This window comes from Mucilaginibacter sp. JRF (assembly GCF_015223065.1).
GTDB lineage: Bacteria > Bacteroidota > Bacteroidia > Sphingobacteriales > Sphingobacteriaceae > Mucilaginibacter.
This window is the reverse complement of record NZ_JADFBY010000001.1, coordinates 299361-320763: the sequence shown is the minus strand read 5'-3', so window position 1 is coordinate 320763 and position 21403 is coordinate 299361. Positions and strand designations below refer to the sequence as shown.

Below are 21403 nucleotides of genomic sequence, written 5' to 3'. Positions count from 1 at the left end.
TAGTTTTCTATATCACCATTTAAATTGCAGGGTTAAATAATACGCCCTCGGATCAGACGGTAAAATACCCGGGCCAGGGTAACCGTCAGCCCTCCGCGTGAAGTACTTTTTATTAGCCAGGTTATTAATGGTGCCGTACAGGGTAAACCATTTCCAGTTATAGCTGGCATTCAGGTCCATAACCTGGTAGGCAGGTACCGCGCCATCAACCGCCCGTGGAGAGAATTCGGCATTGGTAGCATCCGAATATTGTTTGCCCACGTGCGAAAACTGGTATGAAATATCAAACTTACGGTTACCGAATGATATGCCCGACCTGAATAATATAGGTGGCACAAACTCCACTAAATTACCTTTAGCAACGGAGGCATCTTTACTGCTGATGTATTTGGCATCAATAGCGGCAAAATTAGTGTAAACAGATAATTTATAACGGCTTGCACCCTGACTGATGGCCTTAAGCAGATCAGCTTCTATAAGGCTTTCAAAACCTATGTTTCGGCTATCACCAATGTTCAGACGCAGGCGGTATGTATCCAGCCCGTCGGCACTTTTTACATTTACCGAGCCGATGCGATCATTATAGCGCAGGTAAAAAACACTCAGATCATAACGCAACCAGGCATTTAGTCCGCCACGCACACCACCATCGGCGGTATAGCCTTTTTCGTCGGCAAGGTTAGGATCAACACGCGCGTTAGGGTTAAGTACACGTATGTCGTTAAAATTTACCGAGCGGTAGTTTTGAGAGATGTTCGCATATAGCTCCATTCCGTTAACCGGTTTGTATGATGTACCTATACCGAAGAATATAAACTTGCGATCGTTCGACTTACGTTCATAATTCTGGATGTACTCAAAATCAGGATAAGGGCTTGACCGTGTTGTGTAATAACCGTTGGCATTGGTTGATATATACTCAAACCTGGCTCCGGGTGTAACGCTCCATTTATCTGTTATCTGGAAAATATTTTCGGTAAACAAAGCCACATTAGTACCCGGAAAACGATAGTCGGAGCTGCTCGGAAAATCTCCGGTATACTTAAAAGTTGGTCCGCTGCCATCATCAGCATTACCCTGACTGCGTAGCGTGAGTCCTTTGTATACCCTTACGCCGGTAAGCAACGTACTGGTTTGGCTCTCACTTAATTTATACTGATGTAGCATCCGTAATTCTGACCCATAATTTTGGTACTTATCTGCCAGCAAATCACGCGCACCACCCGGGTCAGGGCGATCAATATAACTCAGTATACCCAACGCTTTACGGCCGGCATGTAATGTATAGCTACGCCAGTTAAGCTTGGTACTTGGGTTTAGCTGATAATCAAATGTAATACTGGCAAGGTTCCAGTTTACCCTGAACCAATTACGCTCCCTTACAGATTGCCCCGGATCGGCGGCAAAATCAGCATCGGTAAGTCCGCCCGGTAAGTGGGCTAAGTAGTACATGTAAGTATACTCGCCGGTTACTTTTAGCTTGGGGGTAAGCACATAATCAAGATGCAGGTAAGCGCCATGCTGATCGAATTCGCTGTTAGGACGCCAGCCATCTCCTCGCTTATATTGATAAAAGGCGTAGTAGTTAAGCTTTTTGTTTTTACTGGTACCGCCAACGCTATTAAAGGTATTAAAGAAACCGAAAGAGCCTGCCGTTTGTCTGCTGGTTATCTCAAACGTTTTATTTTCGGGGCCTTTTTTCATTACGAAGTTTACCATGCCGCCAAACTGTGTGCCGTACTGTAAACTGGCCGCCCCGCGAATGATCTCGATACGATCAACAGCCTCGGTAGACGGCGCATAATAACTTTCGGGATAGCCCAGCGCATCGGCACTAATATCATAACCATTTTGGCGGGTATTAAAGTTTGATACACGGCTTGGATTAAGCCCGCGCCCGCCTATACCTAATTGAAGACCTCCCCCATCATATTCTATAATGTTGATGCCTGCCGCCCTGCTATATATCTGGCGGGCATTGTTTGTAGCCTGGTTAATATTGAGGCTACCAACGTTAATTACCTCCGTTTTTTTACCGGCATATATAGCGGTACCCTCTACCTGCTTCAAATTGCCCGAAGCCATTTTGCCCGCGCTATCTCTGATGCTCACCTCGTCAAGTTCCTGATTTCCGGTATCATCAAGAAATATATTTAAGTTTAGATCTTTATCGGCAATAGTTACCTTTTGATGATACGGTTTCATACCAATATAGGTAACCGTCAGTTCATACTTACCGGCAATAACAGTGAGGTTAAAATTCCCGTCGGCATCCGAAACGGTTTTCAATTTGCCCGGAGAAAGCGTAACAGTAGCCCCGTTAACCGGTAAGCTATTGTTTTTGATGCTACCATTAAGCCTTAATTGTTGTGCCGATGCCCGGCCGCAGCAAAGCAACAGGCACAGCATCAATATAAATGAGGTATACTTATTTTTCATGTTTAGTGTAGGGCAATACCCATGTATAATGCTGCCAGCTCAAGGGCTGCACAGCCAGGTTTACGGTGGTATTAATGTATGGCTTTGAACGCTCACCGTTTAGCGTTACGTAAGCCTCGGCATATACTTCGGGATTCTTTATACCCCTGGCCGTATATACTTTTGCCAGATAATGAGCGTATCGCAACATCATATCGGGCTGGGTGCTCATCATCTTATCCTGCAAGGGTGTTAACCATGCGTTGTTGTTAACTTCATAGGTTTTGCCTGTACCCGGTTCAACCACCCGAAAAAAGGTATTGCCCGATTTTTCCATAAGCATTACACGCCAAGAGAAACGGTAACCTTCCTCGTACCAAAACAATCTGCCGGGATATAGCAGATATCGCAGCGGTACAACTATCTGAAGAAAAAAATAAAGCAACAGCCCTGCGGACATCCAGGGAATTACCGCGTTGTTAAACCGGTATGTTGTGTTCCTGTTCCTTTTATCATCGTGAAACCCAAACAGCCTTTTAATTTTTAACAGGATGTACCGATGCTCATCGGCACTAAAGAATATAGTGCTCCCAACCATCATTACATAAGGGAACATACCGATACCCGGAAAAAATATAGCCGTTGCCGTATGGAAGATCAGCACGAACAGGTACGCGAGCCGCCTTGTACGCCGGTTGATCAGCAGGAATGCGATACTCAGATCATACACAGCCCCAAACCAGCTAAACAGATAGGCTATCCATTCCTTATACATCAGCTCCCCTACAATGGGCAAATGACTTTTGGCGGGTAGCCATATCTTCATAGGCATAGCCTGCAACATCCAATCGGCATTGAGTTTGGCAATACCTGCAAAAAAATACACTATACCCATTTGCAGCCTGATGATGCCGATGGTCCATAACGGTACGCTATCGCGTTTAAGTTGTGGCCATATCAATGTGTCAACTGACCAGCTTCTGCCGGCGGGCAGCCAGATAAGCATAAAGGCCACCAAACTGATAAAGTAGTAATGGTTGAGATAATTAGTTACATCAATCAGCTCAACATACGTAAAGGCCATAAAAAAAACCGAGGCCGAAAGCCGGTATAAAAAACCAACGGCTAAAAAAAACGAACTTAAGGCAATGGCTCCGAATAGCAGATGCATACCGGTATCGCCCAGTGGCCTTACCCAATCAAAGCCTATGTAGGTAAAGTAGAATTTGGGCGCTATGTATTGCGAGGTGATCCATCCGTTTACCCAAAACCTTATGGTACCGGCCAGCATCATCAGGCCGAATAATATGCGGAAACTGACGAGTGGCGCGATAGACACCTGACGTTGTAATCGATCAAATACCTTGAACATGCTTTTATTTAGTCGCCGTCAGTATCCTGATAAGTGATACGAACACCCGTTGCCGATGCTACATCTGTTTTGATAAGCGTAAGCAGCTTTTGTATCTCGATATATGCCGCGTCTATCTGCGTTCGGTTGGCGGTTAGCGCGGTACTGTACGGATCAGGAATTGTTTTCAGCGCTGTAATGGCGGCATCAAACTGTTTCAAAACATCAGTATTCAGCTGTTCTTTTTTAAGCGCGATCAGGTAATCGGCCATTCCCTTGCCGTTGCCACCACCGGTGTACATGGCTTTCAGGTTCGTCAGGTTCTCGGTAGCCAGTGCAATAGATATACCGGCATTATAGCCCTCAACATTTTGCGGATATTGTACACCCCCTGATTGTTTACCGTAAGGCCAGCCAATACGTGGTCCTTTCATCTGATCCATTTCGTAGGCGAACTGGTTGATCATGAACGCGATGGGGCTACCGGCATCAGAGCGGGTATTGCCTATAAAATCAGCACGATAGCTATCCTTCCAGTTGCTTAACACTCCTGCAACCAATGTTTTCATCCGGGTAAGCAAATCCTTAACATACTTTTTACGGTTGGCGTTTCCTGCTGAATTTAACTTGCTCAACGCATCTGATGCGAACAAAAGATGATCGAGCGCCGGGAAGCCTTGCTGCACTGTGGTACTGTTCATGGTAAGATCGTAGCTGCCGCGTGTTACGTTCCCTTCTATCGCGGGGATATCCGTAGGAAAGCTATTCAAAAAACTATTCAGTATCACCCTTTCTGCCGGGCCAAACTGATCAACCGATATATGCTGAAATTGCAGGTAAGCATTTTTAAATGCCGCTTTAAGCACAACCTGATTTTCGGTTGTTGGCACATCTAAAAATACATTTACAGCGGTTTCAAATGTATTGAGTTGGGTTTGCATACCGGTGTATGCAGGTATGATCAGCGCATCGGCGTAATTGGTGAGCATGGCTGTTTTATCAAACCCACCGGCATTATTATCAGGGCCGCCAGGGTTTGAGCTTTTTGAACAGGCTATCACTAAAGCAGAAACAGCGATCAGTATAATGGCTATAATTTGTTTTGTGCGGTTGAATACTCTCATTTCAACTAATTTGATTTAACAATACAAAAGCTTCCCGGGCCATATATGGCATCCGGAAAGCTTTTTATAAAGGGCTTTTTAGGCCCTCAACTATTTTTTAGTTTAAGGAATAAGTTGTTTTTAGTATGGTTTGCGCCTGTACCAGTTTAGCAAAACCAGCCTCATTTACCAGGGTGTAGAAATTGGTATTGATGATGGTTTGCAAAGCGGTATAGTTTTCGGCAGATAGCTTGCTTTTTGCTGGGCGATATTTAAAGCATGACAGGAAGCCATAACCCTCTGATAAAGCGTGGAACTGAACGGCTAAGTCGTTAACACTTGTTGATGCAGTTGGGATAGTTACGTATGCCAAAGCAGCAGCGGCAACTAATTGCTCCCATTTTTCCTGAATTATGGTGATCTGCGCGTTTACTACTGTGTAATCCTTAGCGCCGATAGCGGCACGGCCTTTCAAAAACGCGTTGAATATTACCTTACCCGCTTCAATGGTTTTACCGCGTTCGGCCAGGTACCCACCCCATAATAACGGACGGTTAGGATCTGTATTAGGATAAGTAGCTTCCGGATCGTAATTGGCAGGTACGCCAAGGTAACCAAAAGCCTCATCCCAGGCACGCTGCATTGCAGTGCTGCCATTGGTAACGGTATTATTATCGGCAGATGGTACTGAGGTTAACAAAGTCATGGCTTCTTTAAAGTAAAGCGCGCCCATCATGCCTTTGGCAACACCCTGGTTAGCTTCCATACCGGTTGGGCCAACCAGGCGTTTGGTTGTGCCGCTCATGTAAAAACCGGCTGTACCGTTAGTAGCGGCCACACCGTTTTGCAAACTATTTGATGCTTGTTGAGTGAAATAGGTAGTAAATACTGTAGGGTCGGCGGTTTTTTGCGCTAAAGTAACTCCTGAAGTATTCAGCGTAGCATCTGCAAATGGTGCATTGGTGTTGTTAAAATAATCATTAGCCTTGGCCGCGGTTACTGTAGCGTTGTTGCCGGTACCTAAGTAGCTATTTAGCTCAACACCCATTTTAACACGTTGCGTTGATGACAGGTAATTAGCGCCTGAGAAGTTATAGGTAGTTGGCACTTCGTACGGAGGTATAACGTTATCATTGTTATTGTTATCATCATCCTTTTTACAAGATGTTACCGAGATCAAACCCATGATCAGGAGTGCCGGTATGGTGCGGAAATTTTTCATCATTTGCGTGAACTGTTTTTAATAAGTCTAAATAAATTGTTTATTTTGTCGCAAATATGACGGGGCATTCTTAAGAAATTCTTAAGTAAATATCAGTCCGAGAAAATAATTTGACTTTTTTTAATTCCAGATATGAAAGTATTGTTTGTTGAAGATGAGCCGGTACTAATGCAGGAGATGCTTCAGTATTTTGGTACACAGGGGCACTTGTGCGAATCGGCAACAACCTACTTCAGGGCCGTTGATAAGGTGACTTCGTTTGATTATGACCTGATCGTACTGGATCTGAGATTGCCCGATGGATCGGGATTGCATTTGATACCGCATATTAAAAAGAAGACATACAATACAGGATTGATCATCCTCACAGCCAACAACACCTTAAACGATAAACTGGAAGGCTTTAAACACGGCGCGGATGATTACCTAACCAAGCCGTTTTACGTTGAAGAACTTAACGCCCGCATAAATGCTGTTTACAACCGCAAAACCTTAAACAATCAGCATACAAAAACATTTGGCGGCTTTGCGCTTGATACACAGATGAAAACCCTCAGCTTTAATGGCGAGCAGGTTACACTCACAAAAAAGGAATATCAACTGTTACTTTATTTTTTATTGAATGCCGACCGGGTGATGAGCAAATCATCCATTGCCGAACATATTTGGGGAGATCATTTTGATGAGTCGGACAATTTCGACGCCATATATGTACACCTCACCAACCTCCGTAAAAAACTTGCCCGCCACTCGGGTATCGACCATATTGTTACCGTATACGGACTTGGATATAAATTTTTTAGCGAGTGAAACTACTTGTTAAAACCAGTTTGCGTTACCTGTGGCTTAGCCTGGCCACACTTATTATAGCGGCCGGATTGCTGTTTTGGATGTTGAAATTTAAAGTCGGCGAGGAGATGCGCGAGCAGTTGCACCTATCATCTGACCTGATATTTAATGAGCTAAAGCAAGGCAAAACCGTGATGCATCCCATGGTTGAAATTGAAAAGCTGGATAAGCAAAAATTCGCTGAAACCATAAGTTTTAAGGACACCCTGATATATGATCCTTTACAAAACGAAGCGGAAAATTATTATTTACTAACCGAGCGAAAACTCACCAATGGCCAATATTACCAGGTAAAGGTTTTAACCGCTTACATTGGCTGGAGCGAATACCTGAAAACCATTGTGGGCATTTTTGCAGCCGTATTGTTTTTGTTGCTGTTTGTTGGCGCTTTGATCAACCATTACGGTAACCGCAAGCTTTGGCAACCATTTTTGATAAACCTGGCACGTATCCGTTCCCACTCTATAAAAAGCGAGAACAAGCTTGTTTTTGAACCATCAAACATTGATGAGTTTAAGGAGCTGAACATAGTATTGGCCGAAGCTGATGAGCGTAACAGGGAGCAGTATATCGAGCTAAAGGAGTTCAATGAAAATGTATCGCACGAGTTACAGACCCCACTAAGCATCGTTAGGGCAAGGTTGGAAAGTATCAGTCAGTTAGCGCTTACGGATGAGGCTGCCATTCTGCTTAAAGAGGCTAAAACTTCGTTAGAACGACTACGAAAGATCAATAAAGGGTTACTACTTCTGACAAAAATATCAAACGATCAAATTGATGATCCGGTATCACTTTCGTTATCAAACACCCTCGCCGGCCAACTCGAAACATTTGCCGAACTTTTTGTAGCCAATGGGTTAACCCTCGATATTAACATTAAAAGCACCTACGTACAGGCTGACCCAAACCTGGCCGAGATACTGATCTCCAACCTTATTACCAATACGCTGGTTTATTCTGATCGCCCGGGTGTGGTAAATATCGGGTTAGCTGATGGGTATTTATACTTTGAAAACCCTGGTCCTGCCCTGCCATTTTCTGAAAAGGATATTTTTGTACGATTTAAAAAAGGCAAAAAAGGTGTGGGTTTAGGTCTGGCTATAGTAAAGCAGATATGCCAGCGCTACAACTGGCAAATTAGTTATAGCTATACCGATAGACGGCACCGATTTGATATTACTCTTAATTAGCACTACATCAGCATTCAGAATTTCTCCAGAATTGGGTGATAGCTTTGTTGCTGATGACTGCCTTCATAATAGCGCAAACCAAAAGTTACGTTAAAAATTTACTCTCTGAGCATTTGCCTGAAAATATGTTTTTCCATAATCTACAACACACCCAGGATGTGGTGATGACGGTATCAGAAATAGCTATCCACGAAAAATTATCGCCCCGCGAACAAACCGTTGTTACCGTGGCCGCGTGGCTGCACGATACGGGCTACTGCTTTCAGTATAACGATCATGAAGAAGCCAGTTTGGCCATTGCCGGAACATTTTTAAGGCAACACCAGCAAGACGCTATGTTTGTACAGGATGTTTTGGATTGCATAGCGGCAACAAAAATGCCTCAACAGCCAAATACTCAGTTACAGAAAATTTTGTGCGATGCTGATCTTGCTCATTTGGCAAGTACCGATTACATACTACGCGCTACATTATTGCGGCAGGAATGGGCTGCAATATTAGGTAAGCAATACACTGACGATGAATGGATAGCCGGCAATATTGAGATGCTTAGGGGCAAACCCTATTTTACAACTTACGGTAAACGTTTTTTACAAATAGGCAGGGCGGCTAATGCAGCAAAACTTGCCAAAAATCTTTAAAATATAATTCGAGATAAACAAAAAAAGGCCATGCATCCGCATGGCCTTTTAGTATCTAACTTGATAAGAGGTTACAGTTCTCTAACCCAAATATTCCTGAAGCTTAGCGGCTCGCTTGGGTCGCCGTGGGCTTGCAGGTAAATTGGTGCCGGACCATGCTTTTGGTATGATGGCTTGCCAATGTATTGTGTTGGACCTAAAAGTTCGGTGTGGTTTTGTACCAGTACACCGTTCAGTATGGCGGTAACATAGGCTTTGGTTTTTACGCTGCCATCCTCGTTAAAGGTTGGGGCGGTCCAAATTACGTCGTAAGTTTGCCACTCGCCCGGTTTACGCGTTGGGTTAACCAGCGGTGCAAATTGCTTGTATATACTACCGGCCTGACCGTTAACATACGTTTTGTTGTTGTACGAATCCAGCACCTGCAACTCGTAACCGGCATCGCCTTTGCCTATCGAAGCCAGGAAAATACCGCTGTTCCCCCTGCCCTGGCCTGTACCGGTAATGTTGGCAGGCACACGCCATTCAACATGCAGTTGATAGTTGGTGAATTTACGTTTGGTTACAATGCCGCCTTCGCTCTTTTTAACAGTTACGGCGCCACCGGCAACATCCCATTTCGCGGGTTTGCTGTTATCCTCTGCTGATGCCCATTCGTTCAGGTTTTTGCCATCAAACAATACAATAGCGTCCGCAGGTGCATCAGCTGTGGTTTTGCCGGGGGCTACCACTTTGGGTACCGGCTCCCACACCTCAGTATCTTCGGGCTTGGCGTTTTGCGCAAAGGCCGATAGGCTGCCAAAAGCCAGCAGCAATGTTAATATGGTTTTATTATTCACAGTGTTATTATAAATTATACAGATAGTGTTTTTACGTATGATATGCTTTCGCCAATGCTCACATAAGGATCAATATTGGTGAAGTTTTCCTGCTCAACAATAAAGTGCTTGATGCCTGCTTTTTGAGCAGCGGCAAAAATAGCTTTATAATCTATCAGGCCTTTACCTACTTCGGTATTAAGCTCTTTGTTGGCTTTATCGGCATCCTTTACGTGTACCAGTTTAAACCTGTTCGGGTTTTCGGTAAGCATTTTAACCGGATCAAGGTTTGAGCGATATACCCAATACAGGTCAAGCTCAAGGGTTACCAGGTTCACATCGGTTTCCTTCAATAATACATCGTAAAATGAAGTATCGCCAACCGGTTTCCATTCAAAATTGTGGTTGTGGTAACCAAATTTTAATCCGGCTTTTTTGATCAGTTCACCCGCGGCGTTGAATTTTTGCGCCATGGCTTTACACTTATCAACCGTATCGATCAGGTCGCCGCCCATCCAAGGTAATATCACGTAGGTTGAGCCGATGATCTTAGCGGCTTCGATAGCCTCATTCAGATCCTTATCGGTACCATCGCGGAAATACGATTCTATACCGAAGTGTCCGCTTGGCGAAACTAACCCGTTAGCTTTCAGCAACTGACCGTAAGCTTTGGCATCTAATCCCCAAAAACCATTCTGTTTTGAGTAGCCATAAGTTTCAACCTCTTTATAACCCGCTTTGGCAACCTTTTCGGTTACGCCTTTAACGTCTTTCGGTAGGTAATCGCGCAGGCTGTAAAGCTGTAGGCCAACTTTACTTACGCCTTTGGCCGATGACAGATCGGGCCTTAAAAGCATGGCAGCGCCTAACAATCCGGCCTGACCTAAAAATGTACGTCTGTTTGTCATGTGCAATATTTTGTTGTTATTACTTTGATTAAATATCAATGATTAAGTTTAATTACAATACAATTTCGGCATCCTCGGCATTAACACCGGGCTGAGTTTCAACGTGTTTTTTGTCCTTGAATAATAAAAGGAACAACACCAATACTACAGCGGCAATTGCGGCCGGTACCAACCATATAGATTGCCAGTTGATAGCTCCATCAGCAGCTATATTTGAGTCATATACTTTTCCTGATAAAATTGAGCCGATCAGCATACCTACACCATAAGTAGCGAGGGTAATAAAGCCCTGAGCTGAACTTTTGAATTTCTCGCCAGCTAAGTTATCGGTATATATCTGGCCTGTAACGAAGAAGAAATCGTAACAGATACCATGCAGAACTATACCTCCTAAAAGCATCCAGTAATTAGTATCGCCGTTACCATACGCAAATAATACGTAGCGCACTACCCAGGCTAACATACCTATGGCAAGCATCTTTTTAACACCTAACCGTACAAAAAAGAAAGGTATACATAGCATGAATACAGTTTCAGAAACCTGACCTAATGATTGGGTTATGGTACTACCTTTTACACCTGCATCCTGTAAGTAAACATTAGCAAAGCCGTAGTAGAATGCCAAAGGAATACATATTGCTACTGAGGCTATGAAGAAAAACAGGTAAGATTTATTTTTCAATAAACCAATAGCGTCAAGGCCTAAAATGTCGCCAACTGATACTTGTTGTCCTTTTTTAACTGGCGGAGTAGCTGGTAAAGTGAAGCTTAATACACCCAATATAAGTGAAGCTGTGCCTGACATTTTAAAGGTATTAACCAACGCTGATTCACTACCCAACTTATCCCAGCTTAACCAGCTAACTAAAAAGCCGGCAAATATCCACCCTAAAGTGCCTAATACCCTTATTGGAGGAAATTGCTTTTGTGGATTATCCATTTGGCGGAAAGCAACAGAGTTTACCAATGCCAAAGTTGGCATGTATAAAATCATGTAAATCAAAATATTAGGATAAAATGCGGTAAAACCTTCCGAGGTTGATGCTCTCCATAAAAGTAACCCGCCTAATAAATGTAATACACCTAATATTTTTTGTGCCGAGAAAAATCTGTCGGCAATCAAACCAATAATAAATGGTGCAACAATAGCCCCTATTGATTGAGTGAGATATGCTGCGCCAACTTCAGATCCGGAGCTTTTAAAGTTCTTGATCAAGTAAGTTCCCAGGTTTACAAACCAGCCACCCCAGATGAAAAACTCCAGGAACATCATGGCTGATAATTTAAAACGGTTAGTAAAGGTCATTTTTTATGGTTTGTTTGGTTTAATTATTATTTAACCGCTAATATATACTTTACCATCTCTTTTGCATCATTTTTTGACACATTAGCGTGCGGGCTCATCGGTATCTGCCCCCAGTTGCCCGAGCCTCCGTTGATCACCTTATCGGCAAGCATATCAATATTAGCCGTGGTTGGTTTATATTTTTTGGCCACATCGGCATACGCCGGACCAACCAGCTTAGCATCCTCCTTGTGGCAGCTCAGGCAATCACTACCCTTTATCAGCTCCCCGCCTTTTACCGAACCGGCAAAGGCTTCCGGCTTTTCAGGTTTCTCGGCTTTCTCCGGTTTTTCCGCAGCTTCCGGTTTCTCTGCCTTTTCAGGCTGTTCGGGTTTTTCGTCTGATGTTAGTGCCGGTTTTTCCGTTGCCGAAATGGTGTCGCCATCCGTTACCGAATCAGGCGCTGCTACCTCTGTTTTGTCGGCAGCGGTAGTATCGGCATCCTCGGTATTGGTTCTACTTTCGCCACCGCATGATGCGAATAGTATACCCAAGGCAAGTATTGTAAAAAGCTTTTTCATAGGCTACATATTTGTCATTTCGAGCGATAGCGAGAAATCTGTCGCTATGCTATGAACGCGGATAGATTTCTCCTCGTACCTCGTTCGAAATGACATTTGTTAATATTCTAATACTTCATCATTTAAAAATCTCCAGTCAGAATTTTGTGTGTTTATCAAAAGATCTTTCTTATCCCTACGCCACTTTTTTAATTCCTTTTCTCTTTGAATTGCATGATCAATGTGTGTAAAACGCTCGTAATATATAAGATACTTACAATTATATTTCTTTGTAAATGAGCTAATGCTCGTATCGTTATCCGTATGCTCAAATAATCTTCTCGTAAGATCGTTTGTTACACCGATGTAGAGTACACTTCTATTAACGTTTGTTAATATGTAAACGTAATAATTGTGATTCCACATAAATTCAAAATAGTCCTGTCATTTCGAGCGGTAGCGAGAAATCTCTCGCTTTGCCACGAACGCGGATAGGTTTCTCCTCGTACCTCGTTCGAAATGACAATGTTTTATATTTATTATTCCTGTCATTTCGAGCGATAGTGAGAAATCTCTCGTTTGCTATGAACGCGGATAGATTTCTCCTCGTTCCTCGTTCGAAATGACAGACTTTTATTTTATTATTCCTGTCATTTCGAAAGATAGTGAGAAATCTCTCGCTATGCTATGAACGCGGATAGATTTCTCCTCGTTCCTCGTTCGAAATGACAGACTTTTTTTCTTTACTCCAACCCCAGTAATCTTCTGTTATAAGCCTCATCACCGCCTGCTGATGCAAAATCATCAAAGGCATGGTCGGTTACGTGGATGATATGGTTTTTGATGAACTCGGCACCTTCGCGCGCGCCATCTTCCGGGTGTTTAAGGGCACACTCCCATTCCAGCACAGCCCAGCCCTCAAAATCATAAGCGGCCATTTTGCTGAATATCGCCTTAAAGTCAACCTGCCCATCACCTAACGAGCGGAAACGGCCTGCACGGTCAACCCAGTTTTGATAACCACCATATACACCCTGGCGACCAGTCGGGTTAAACTCGGCATCCTTAACGTGGAACATCTTGATACGTTCGTGATAAATGTCGATATATTCCAAATAATCAAGACATTGCAGCACAAAGTGCGATGGATCATACAGTAAACAGGCACGTTTGTGGTTGTTCACTTTCTCAAGGAACATCTCATAAGTAATACCATCATGCAGATCCTCTCCCGGATGTATCTCATAGCAAAGGTCAATACCATGCTCGTCAAACACATTCAGGATAGGCTCCCAGCGTTTGGCAAGTTCGGTAAAAACAGTATCAACCAAACCGGCAGGGCGTTGCGGCCAAGGGTAAACGGTTTGCCATATTAGTGCGCCGCTAAAGGTTACGTGTGCATTCAAACCCAGATTTTGTGATGCCTTAGCAGCATATTTCAGTTGCTGTACCGCCCATTCCTGACGGGCTTTTGGGTTATTACGATATTGCTGGGGCGCGAAGGCATCAAACAACTGATCGTAAGCCGGGTTAACAGCAACCAACTGACCTTGCAAGTGGGTTGAAAGTTCGGTGATCTCTAAACCGGCTTCGTTAACAATACCTTTTATCTCGTCGGCATAAGTTTGGCTTTCGGCAACTTTTTGTATGTCGATGTAATGCGGATCATTGGTTGGCAACTGCACGCCTTTGTAGCCCAAACCCTTTGCCCAATCGCAAATAGATTTCAGGTTATCAAACGGTGCATTGGGGCCAACAAACTGTGCTAAAAATATTCCGGGTCCTTTAATTGTTCTCATAAGTTTATGTTGGTTTTTATTAGATCACAAAATCAGTCCATTTTTTATCTGATTTGCCCGAGGCGATCACATTCTCTACAAATGCCATCCCACGCACACCCTCATCCACACCAGGGAAATCAAGCCATTCAGGCTGAGCCTCCTTACCTTCAATAGTAGCTTTAACCGTTAAGGCAAAGTTTTTATACAGGTTAGCGAATGCTTCCAGATAACCTTCGGGATGACCGGCAGGCGCACGCATGTTGCTGGTTACATAGCTGCTGGTATAGCTACCGCCAGTACGCCATATTTCGGTTGGTTTATCCAGATATTTTACAAGCAAGGTGTTGGCAATATCCTGCTGCCATTCAATACCACCGGTTTCGCCGTATATGCGAATTTTAACGTTGTTCTCGTCGCCCGCGGCTACTTGTGTAGCCATCAGCACACCGCTTGCACCGTTATCGTATTTTAATAATACCGCGCCATCATCGTCAAGCTTACGGCCTTCAACAACTATGTTTATATCGGCATTAAGCTTGGTGGTTTGCAGGCCGGTAACATATTCGGCCAGGTTAAAGGCGTGGGTACCAATATCGCCCATGGCACCGGCAATGCCGCTTTTACCCGGATCGGTACGCCATGAGGCTTGTTTGTTGTCATTACCCTCTAAAAAGGTACTCAACCAGCCTTGCGGATACTCCACATATACTTTACGTACCTTACCGATCTTGCCTGAAGCGATAACCTGTTTTGCCTCTTTAACCATTGGATAGCCGGTGTAAGTATGCGTTAAGCAAAACAGTTTGCCGCTGCTTTTTACCACCTTTTCCAGTTCCTTTGCTTCATCAAGCGTAAAGGTCATGGGCTTATCCAATATTACGTGAAAACCATTTTCTAAAGCCAGTTTGGTTGGCTCAAAGTGAACATGGTTAGGTGTTACTATGCTGATCACCTGTACGCGTTCATCCTCCGGCAGTTGCTTTTCTTTTTCAATAAGCTCCTGGTACGAAGTATAGGCACGCTCGGGCGATACACCAAGCTCCAGCCCGCTGGCGCGAGATTTTTCGGCATTGCTGCTGAATGCGCCGGCCACCAGTTCATAATGGTCATCAATACGTGAGGCAATGCGGTGGATAGCGCCAATAAAGGCACCCTGCCCACCGCCGATCATTGCTAATTTCAGTTTCATCGGTTGTGTTTATATTCTCAGATTATATTCAGTCGGGGCTGTTGGGTGTAATTATACACCCAGTTTCCAGCCCTCGCGGTATTCGCGTTTTACAAACTGGTTAACGGCATCAAAGTTGGTAACCTTCATGTTCTGGTTATCCCAAATCAGTTTAATATCGTTACCAGGGAATGTGCTTTCGCCCTTGGCATTCTTCACCTCAACGGCATGACCTCTTATCGAAAGGTTGGCCATCAGCAATGCCTCGGTTAACGGACCGGCAATTTCAAACGGTGAGCTGACCTCCATTTTGCCGTAACCGGCTAAACAAGCTTCAACCCACTGGCCGTAGTGACCTTCATCACCACCCGGAACACGTTTAATGGTTTTGGCAATATTAGCCTCCTTAGTGCGTGATAATGGCAGCAATTGCGGATTAACCGCGTAAGTACCTGCCATCATTTTACCTTTTGTGCCGATGAACAACATACCGTTGCCACCATCGCCAAATACTTCGTTAGGAGCAAGCTCTGCCGGTCTTTCAGGTTGTATGCCGCCGTCCATCCAGTGTACGGTTACATCGCCTTGTGTTTTAGCCGTTTTAGGGAAAGTTAGGGTGATATGGCTTGATGGCGGGCAGCTCTCAGGGAAATATCCCTTCCTGAAGATATCGGTATAAACCGTACCCACGCTTGATTGTACATCCTTAACATAAGTCAGATCAAGCAGGCGGAAGGCAGGCTCCATAATGTGGCAACCCATATCGCCAAGAGCGCCTGTACCGTAATCCCACCAGCCGCGCCAGTTAAATGGTACTAATTTTTCTATATAGTCTTTATTAGGCGCGGTACCCAACCAAAGATCCCAGTCCAGTTCTTTTGGTATGGTTGCCTTGTTAGTTGGCCATGGAATACCCTGTGGCCATACCGGGCGGTCTGTCCAGCAGTAAATGGTATGAACATCGCCTATCATGCCTGCATCAAACCATTCCTTTAACTGCCTTACACCATCGCCTGATGCGCCCTGATTACCCATTTGGGTTACTACCTTATATTTTTTAGCTGCATCGGTTAAAATGCGTGCCTCATAAATATCGTGCGTTAATGGTTTTTGTATGTATACGTGCTTTTTAAGCTGCATAGCCGCCAACCCAATAATGGCGTGATTATGGTCGGGTGTTGAAACCGACACGGCATCAATATGCTTGTGCTCTTTTTCGAGCAGTTTACGCCAATCCTTATAGTATTTTGCTTTAGGGAAATTCTTTACTGACTCGGCAGCTTCGCGATCATCAACATCACACAGGTAGGCTATCTCGGCCTTACCGCTTTTGTAAAAATTGGCAATATCGCTTTTACCTTTACCACCGGCACCTATACCGGCAACAATAAGCTTATCGCTTGGGGCTGTAAAACCCTTACCACCAAGCACATGGCGTGGCACAATCATGAATGAAGCCGCTGCCAGCGCGCCGCTTTTTATAAAACTCCTTCTCGAATTGTTTTCAGTTTCTTTTGTCATAGTAGTAAGTACCGGTTGGTTTAGTTTATTTAATTGATTTTAAAGATTTCCTTTTTTCATTTCGTTAACGGCGTAATCAACCGATCGCGCGGTGAAGGCCATATAGGTTAGCGATGGGTTTTGGCAAGCGGTTGATGTCATGCAGGCGCCATCGGTAACAAAAACATTGCTACAGGTGTGTACCTGGTTCCATTTGTTAAGGATGGATGTTTTAGGATCGTGCCCCATACGCGCGCCGCCCATCTCATGAATATCCAAACCCGGCGCTTTGCCTTTGGTTATTTCCTTACGGATATTTTTAAAGCCAGCGGTTTCAAACATCTCGCCCACCTGCTCCAGGTAATCATTGGTCATCTTGTGGTCGTTATCATCATAATCAACCGAGATGCGCAGCAGCGGCATACCCCATTCATCTTTCTGATCCTTGTCCAGCTTTACGTAATTACTTTCCTTCGGTATGGTTTCGCCCATCATGTGCGAACCTACACCCCAGCCACCTAACTCCGGGCTGCCCAATGAGTTTTTCAGCTTGCTGCCCACGCCCGATGAATCGGTATGTGTAGACCGATAAGCGCCTAAGCCCGCGGCATAGCCACGCAAAAAGTCGGTTTCCTGCTTTTGTACGTTACGGAAACGTGGTATGTAACCACCACCCGCCGGATTGCGGCCCTCTGTTTTAAACTCCGTAAAGCCTTCCACATCGGCATTAACCGTTGCGGTGTACAGGTGAAATGCTACGTATTTACCCAGCACTTCGCTATCATTACCCAGGCCATTAGGAAAACGGTTTGAGGTAGAGTTAAGCAATATCATATTGGTATTCAGTGCCGCGGCATTTACAAAGATGATGCGGGCATAATACTCTATAACTTCTTTTGTATTGGTATCGATAACACGTACGCCGGTGGCTTTCCCCTTGTTTTCATCGTAGATAATCGATTGCACTACCGAAAACGGCCTTAACGTCATGTTACCTGATTTCATGGCCCAGGGAATGGTTGAAGCATTGCTGCTAAAGTACCCGCCAAACGGACAACCACGCTGGCAAAGTACCCTGTTTTGGCACTGCACCCTGCCCTGCTCAAAGTGTATGGGCTCAGGCTTTGAAAGGTGCGCGCAACGCGCGCTGATCACGTGGCGATTGTTGTATGTTTTTTTAACGTGATCGCTAAAATATTTTTCGACGGTATTTAATGGGAAGCCCGGCAAAAACTCACCATCAGGTAGCTCGGCAATACCATCTTTATTACCCGATATACCTGCAAACTTTTCGACATAGCTGTACCACGGGGCAATATCAGCATAACGTATAGGCCAGTCAACAGCGAAGCCATCACGTGCGGGGCCTTCAAAATCAAAGTCGCTCCAGCGTTGGGTTTGGCGTGCCCACAATAACGATTTACCACCTACCTGGTAGCCTCGTATCCAATCAAAAGGTTTTTCCTGTATATAAGGATGCTCTTTATCCTTCACAAAAAAGTGCGCCGCATCCTCATGAAAAGCATAGCAGCGTGACACAATGGGGTTTTCCTCACGTACAGCCAGTGGTATCTCGTTACGGTGCTTAAATTCCCAGGGATACATGTTGGTGGTTGGATAGTCAATGTTATGTTTAACATCGCGACCACGCTCAAGCACCAGTGTTTTTAAACCTTTACCTGTTAACTCCTTAGCAGCCCAGCCCCCGCTTATTCCCGATCCAATAACTATGGCATCAAATGTGCGTTCCTTAACGCTGTCGATGTTCAAATTAGCCATGCTTAACTGCTGTATTTTTTGTTTTAACAGGCACGTTCACGTTATACCGGCTTGGCACCAGCTCGTAAACCACCTTTTTTGTCATGAAATATTTTGATTGCGTATATCCCTGCACTGTTTTATCCTTGGTGATGCGGTAAAATCTGTTCAATTCGGCAGGGAGATCGTTCTTTTGTTCGATAGAAAGCAGCAAGGCCTCACGTTGCGCCTGCGGCCACAGGGCGAACGGCTTGGCGTTCTTTTTCGCGGCAATGGCAGCGAATTGCTTTAAGCCTTCGGCAAACTGTTGCTGATCATGCTTACCATAACAATCATCAAGCATAAGTAACACAAACAGGTGCAGGCCCATATCCTTAGCGCCGGGAGTGGTGGTTTTAGGAATGATGGTTTCGGCAACCTCGGCCAGCAATTTCTCCTGCGCCGGGGTGATGCTTAAATTCTTTAACTGAATAAGATTGGTGTCGCCGGCAAGCATATTCTTAGGGAACAGCGTAGCTCCTCCTAATACCAATGCCAGATTTTTTATTGCAACTCGTCTGTCCATTAAAACTATTTTCAGTATTGATAATTTAACGCTAACAAGGCATTAAATTTAGGTCCGGCTGTGGTAGGCCGTGTTTTTCAAACATAATAACTTTATTATTAAAAAAGTATTATGCGATAAATAAGTTACTAATACCCCCACTTTTTCATCACCTTTAAATCAATACCTACACTTTCGGTTTGGCCGAGGCCCTGGTATTCCTCCTGCTCTATTACAAAGTATGATGTACCTCCGGTTTTGCGGGCAGCTTTAAGTATCTGTTTTAATGGCAATAAACCTTTATCCAACTGGCAGCTCTCGTATTTGGGTTTACCATTTTCGTCGCCTATTTTGATCATGTTCTTCACATGCATCAGCTCAAAACGGTTAGGATATTTTTTGATGTAGTCCATAGCATTCGCGCCTGCCATGTACATATTGCCCATATCCAGTTGCTGCACTACCAGCGCCGGATCGGTATTTTGAAGCATATAATCAAATATAAGTACCCCATCAATACGCTGCTCAAACTCAAACTCGTGGTTGTGATAGCCGAATTTCATACCGTACTTTTTGCAAAGCTCACCGCATTTGTTGAATTGATCCATATAAGGCTTCATTTCATTGGCCGTCATAGCCGCGCCTGATAGCGACGGACTGATCACAAATCGCTGACCAATAGCGGCTGCATCTTCAATGGTTTGCTTCCATTTATCGGTAAAATCATTTTTGGAGGTATCCCAATCCTGGCGGGCCATGGTGGTGTGGCCGCTGGGCATGGTGAGGCCGTTATCATTCAATATGGCTTTGAATTCCTTAACGGTAAAGCCGTAAAACTTACGGTCGTTGTAATTAGCGTGTTCTATGTGGTGATAGCCTTGTTCGGCAAGCTTTTTTAATGTCGCTTTAGGGTCGGCGCGCATTTCATCACGTACCGAGTATAGTTGCAAAACGGTGCGCTGCAATTTATTATCGGCAGCAAAAATATGGTTAGGCATAGCCGAGGCCGCAGCCAATACGGCCGTGCTTTTTAAAAAGCTTCTTCTGGAGTAGTTCATGTATTTGTAATTGGTTGGTGGTACAAAAACCGTGTTAACAAACCCATCACAACGGTATCTGCCCTACTAAAGTAATTATTGCCGCCGTAAATTGAAAGTTTAATCGGGCAAAATTAAGCCGCATCAAAAAAGCCACCTTGAGGTGGCTTTCTATATATCTTAAATTTCGGTTATCAGCAAACCTGTTTTGGGGCATATCTTATCAACAACAACCGGCACCGGTTTATAATACTGCTGGTAAAAGCGCTTCTTCGAATCGTTATAACAAGTTACCGCGCCAAAAAAGTGCATAGCCTTAATATAATACCAGGCCATATCAATTTGGTAAGGCTTAAAGCCCGAACGCGCGCTTTTAGGGAACAGGTGGTGATTATTATGCCACTCGCCCGCCACAATACCCGGCCAAAGTTGATTAACCGACATATCGTTACGGTTATGGTCAACACCTTCGCGGCGCATATCCTTGCCTTTACCGTGGCCTTCGTAATTAAAGGTACGCACACCTACTGCCCAAAAACCGGCAGCGCCAAGTAAGGCACAAGCCAAAGCTATACCACCAAGCAGGTAGAACACGGTAAACCAAAAGCCCCAGCTTAACAACACACCTGCAATGGTATAAAACGGATTGGCAACCGTGCCCCATTTTTGATATTGCTCATAGGTGTTGGCTGTTACGCCAGTATGTTTCATCAGGCTTACACAACGGTTATAATCACTCTTGTTCATGTTGCGATTTATAGGCTGATGATTGGCATCGGCCAAAAAGCAATATAAAAAACCGCCGGTAGCATTATACGGATCGCCAGGCTGATCAGAAAGCGCGTGATGTACGTGGTGCGAAATCACATAAATTTCTTCGGGGATAATTTTAAGCGTAAGGTTTTGTGTAACAAAACGCCAAAAATTATTGCGGAATTTAAAGGCCCGGTGGGTGCAGTAGCGGTGATACCAGATGGTACCATGCGTACCCATAATTACCATGCTGTATAAAAAGGTTATTAACAGCAGTTTTAAGCTAAAGTATTTGAATATGAACAGCAAAAAGAAAGGCGTTAAAGCCAATACCATCAGCCAGCTCATTAATGGCAGCCAGTTGCGGCGGTCTTTAATAACATTCATGCGGCTTGCAAATGCTTTTAATATTTCGGTCGGCGAAGGTTTTGAAAGGTTACCATCGCTATCCTGCCAACCGTATGCAGGTGCTTCGAGTACCGTATGAATAAAGGCCATAAATTAAAATGGGATTTAA

At 44.3% G+C, this 21403-nt stretch carries 19 protein-coding genes; 3 read left to right on the top strand and 16 right to left on the bottom strand.

The features are described 5' to 3' along the window. Positions 1-12: 12 nt before the first annotated feature. The 4 genes from IM792_RS01345 to IM792_RS01330 all read right to left on the bottom strand — a co-directional run bounded on the left by IM792_RS01345 (position 13) and on the right by IM792_RS01330 (position 6097). Positions 13-2439 (bottom strand): TonB-dependent receptor, encoded by a 2427-nt coding sequence (locus IM792_RS01345; RefSeq protein ID WP_194099881.1) that lies wholly within the window; start codon positions 2437-2439, stop codon positions 13-15. Then, positions 2429-3790 (bottom strand): HTTM domain-containing protein, encoded by a 1362-nt coding sequence (locus tag IM792_RS01340; protein WP_194099880.1) that lies wholly within the window; start codon positions 3788-3790, stop codon positions 2429-2431. Before IM792_RS01340 ends, IM792_RS01345 begins: the two co-directional genes overlap by 11 nt. A gap of 8 nt (positions 3791-3798) precedes the next feature. Then, a complete protein-coding gene (locus IM792_RS01335) occupies positions 3799-4893 on the bottom strand; it encodes an imelysin family protein (RefSeq protein ID WP_194099879.1) in 1095 nt (364 codons plus the stop codon). Between the two features lie 97 nt (positions 4894-4990). Next, complete coding sequence (locus IM792_RS01330) at positions 4991-6097, bottom strand: DUF4856 domain-containing protein (protein WP_194099878.1); 1107 nt, start codon at positions 6095-6097, stop codon at positions 4991-4993. Positions 6098-6226: 129 nt separating this feature from the next. On the opposite strand from IM792_RS01330, the gene IM792_RS01325 reads away from it, so the two are divergent. The 3 genes from IM792_RS01325 to IM792_RS01315 are packed head-to-tail and all read left to right on the top strand — an operon-like array spanning position 6227 to position 8774. After that, positions 6227-6904: a response regulator transcription factor gene (locus IM792_RS01325; protein ID WP_194099877.1), complete on the top strand. Its 678-nt coding sequence runs from the start codon at positions 6227-6229 to the stop codon at positions 6902-6904. Next, the gene (locus IM792_RS01320; protein ID WP_194099876.1) at positions 6901-8133 is read left to right on the top strand and encodes a HAMP domain-containing sensor histidine kinase; all 1233 of its coding nucleotides are present in this window, start codon (positions 6901-6903) and stop codon (positions 8131-8133) included. Before IM792_RS01325 ends, IM792_RS01320 begins: the two co-directional genes overlap by 4 nt. Before the next feature lie 53 nt (positions 8134-8186). Beyond that, complete coding sequence (locus IM792_RS01315) at positions 8187-8774, top strand: HD domain-containing protein (protein ID WP_194099875.1); 588 nt, start codon at positions 8187-8189, stop codon at positions 8772-8774. 71 nt (positions 8775-8845) lie between these two features. Here the strand turns inward: IM792_RS01315 and IM792_RS01310 are convergent, their stop codons facing one another. The 12 genes from IM792_RS01310 to IM792_RS01255 form a co-directional block, all read right to left on the bottom strand. Then, the gene (locus IM792_RS01310) at positions 8846-9613 is read right to left on the bottom strand and encodes a DUF1080 domain-containing protein (RefSeq protein WP_194099874.1); all 768 of its coding nucleotides are present in this window, start codon (positions 9611-9613) and stop codon (positions 8846-8848) included. Between the two features lie 14 nt (positions 9614-9627). Further along, positions 9628-10500 (bottom strand): sugar phosphate isomerase/epimerase, encoded by an 873-nt coding sequence (locus IM792_RS01305; protein WP_194099873.1) that lies wholly within the window; start codon positions 10498-10500, stop codon positions 9628-9630. A 52-nt stretch (positions 10501-10552) separates the two neighbouring features. Further along, entirely contained in the window at positions 10553-11806 is a 1254-nt protein-coding gene (locus tag IM792_RS01300) for a nucleoside permease (RefSeq protein WP_194099872.1), read from the bottom strand. 26 nt (positions 11807-11832) lie between these two features. Next, entirely contained in the window at positions 11833-12366 is a 534-nt protein-coding gene (locus IM792_RS01295) for a c-type cytochrome (RefSeq protein ID WP_194099871.1), read from the bottom strand. 99 nt (positions 12367-12465) lie between these two features. After that, entirely contained in the window at positions 12466-12771 is a 306-nt protein-coding gene (locus IM792_RS01290) for a GIY-YIG nuclease family protein (RefSeq protein WP_194099870.1), read from the bottom strand. Between the two features lie 317 nt (positions 12772-13088). Then, positions 13089-14144: a sugar phosphate isomerase/epimerase gene (locus IM792_RS01285; RefSeq protein ID WP_194099869.1), complete on the bottom strand. Its 1056-nt coding sequence runs from the start codon at positions 14142-14144 to the stop codon at positions 13089-13091. A gap of 19 nt (positions 14145-14163) precedes the next feature. Then, positions 14164-15315: a Gfo/Idh/MocA family oxidoreductase gene (locus IM792_RS01280; protein ID WP_228084877.1), complete on the bottom strand. Its 1152-nt coding sequence runs from the start codon at positions 15313-15315 to the stop codon at positions 14164-14166. A gap of 51 nt (positions 15316-15366) precedes the next feature. Then, on the bottom strand, positions 15367-16815 hold the full coding sequence (locus IM792_RS01275; RefSeq protein ID WP_194099868.1) for a Gfo/Idh/MocA family oxidoreductase: 1449 nt from the start codon (positions 16813-16815) through the stop codon (positions 15367-15369). 39 nt (positions 16816-16854) lie between these two features. Further along, positions 16855-18573 (bottom strand): GMC family oxidoreductase, encoded by a 1719-nt coding sequence (locus tag IM792_RS01270; protein ID WP_194099867.1) that lies wholly within the window; start codon positions 18571-18573, stop codon positions 16855-16857. Further along, positions 18566-19117, bottom strand: coding sequence for a gluconate 2-dehydrogenase subunit 3 family protein (locus IM792_RS01265; protein ID WP_194099866.1), 552 nt, complete (start codon positions 19115-19117; stop codon positions 18566-18568). Before IM792_RS01265 ends, IM792_RS01270 begins: the two co-directional genes overlap by 8 nt. Before the next feature lie 128 nt (positions 19118-19245). Continuing rightward, positions 19246-20154, bottom strand: a complete 909-nt coding sequence (locus IM792_RS01260) for a TIM barrel protein (RefSeq protein ID WP_194099865.1) — start codon at positions 20152-20154, stop codon at positions 19246-19248. Positions 20155-20313: 159 nt separating this feature from the next. Then, complete coding sequence (locus IM792_RS01255) at positions 20314-21384, bottom strand: fatty acid desaturase (protein WP_194099864.1); 1071 nt, start codon at positions 21382-21384, stop codon at positions 20314-20316. Positions 21385-21403 lie beyond the last annotated feature (19 nt).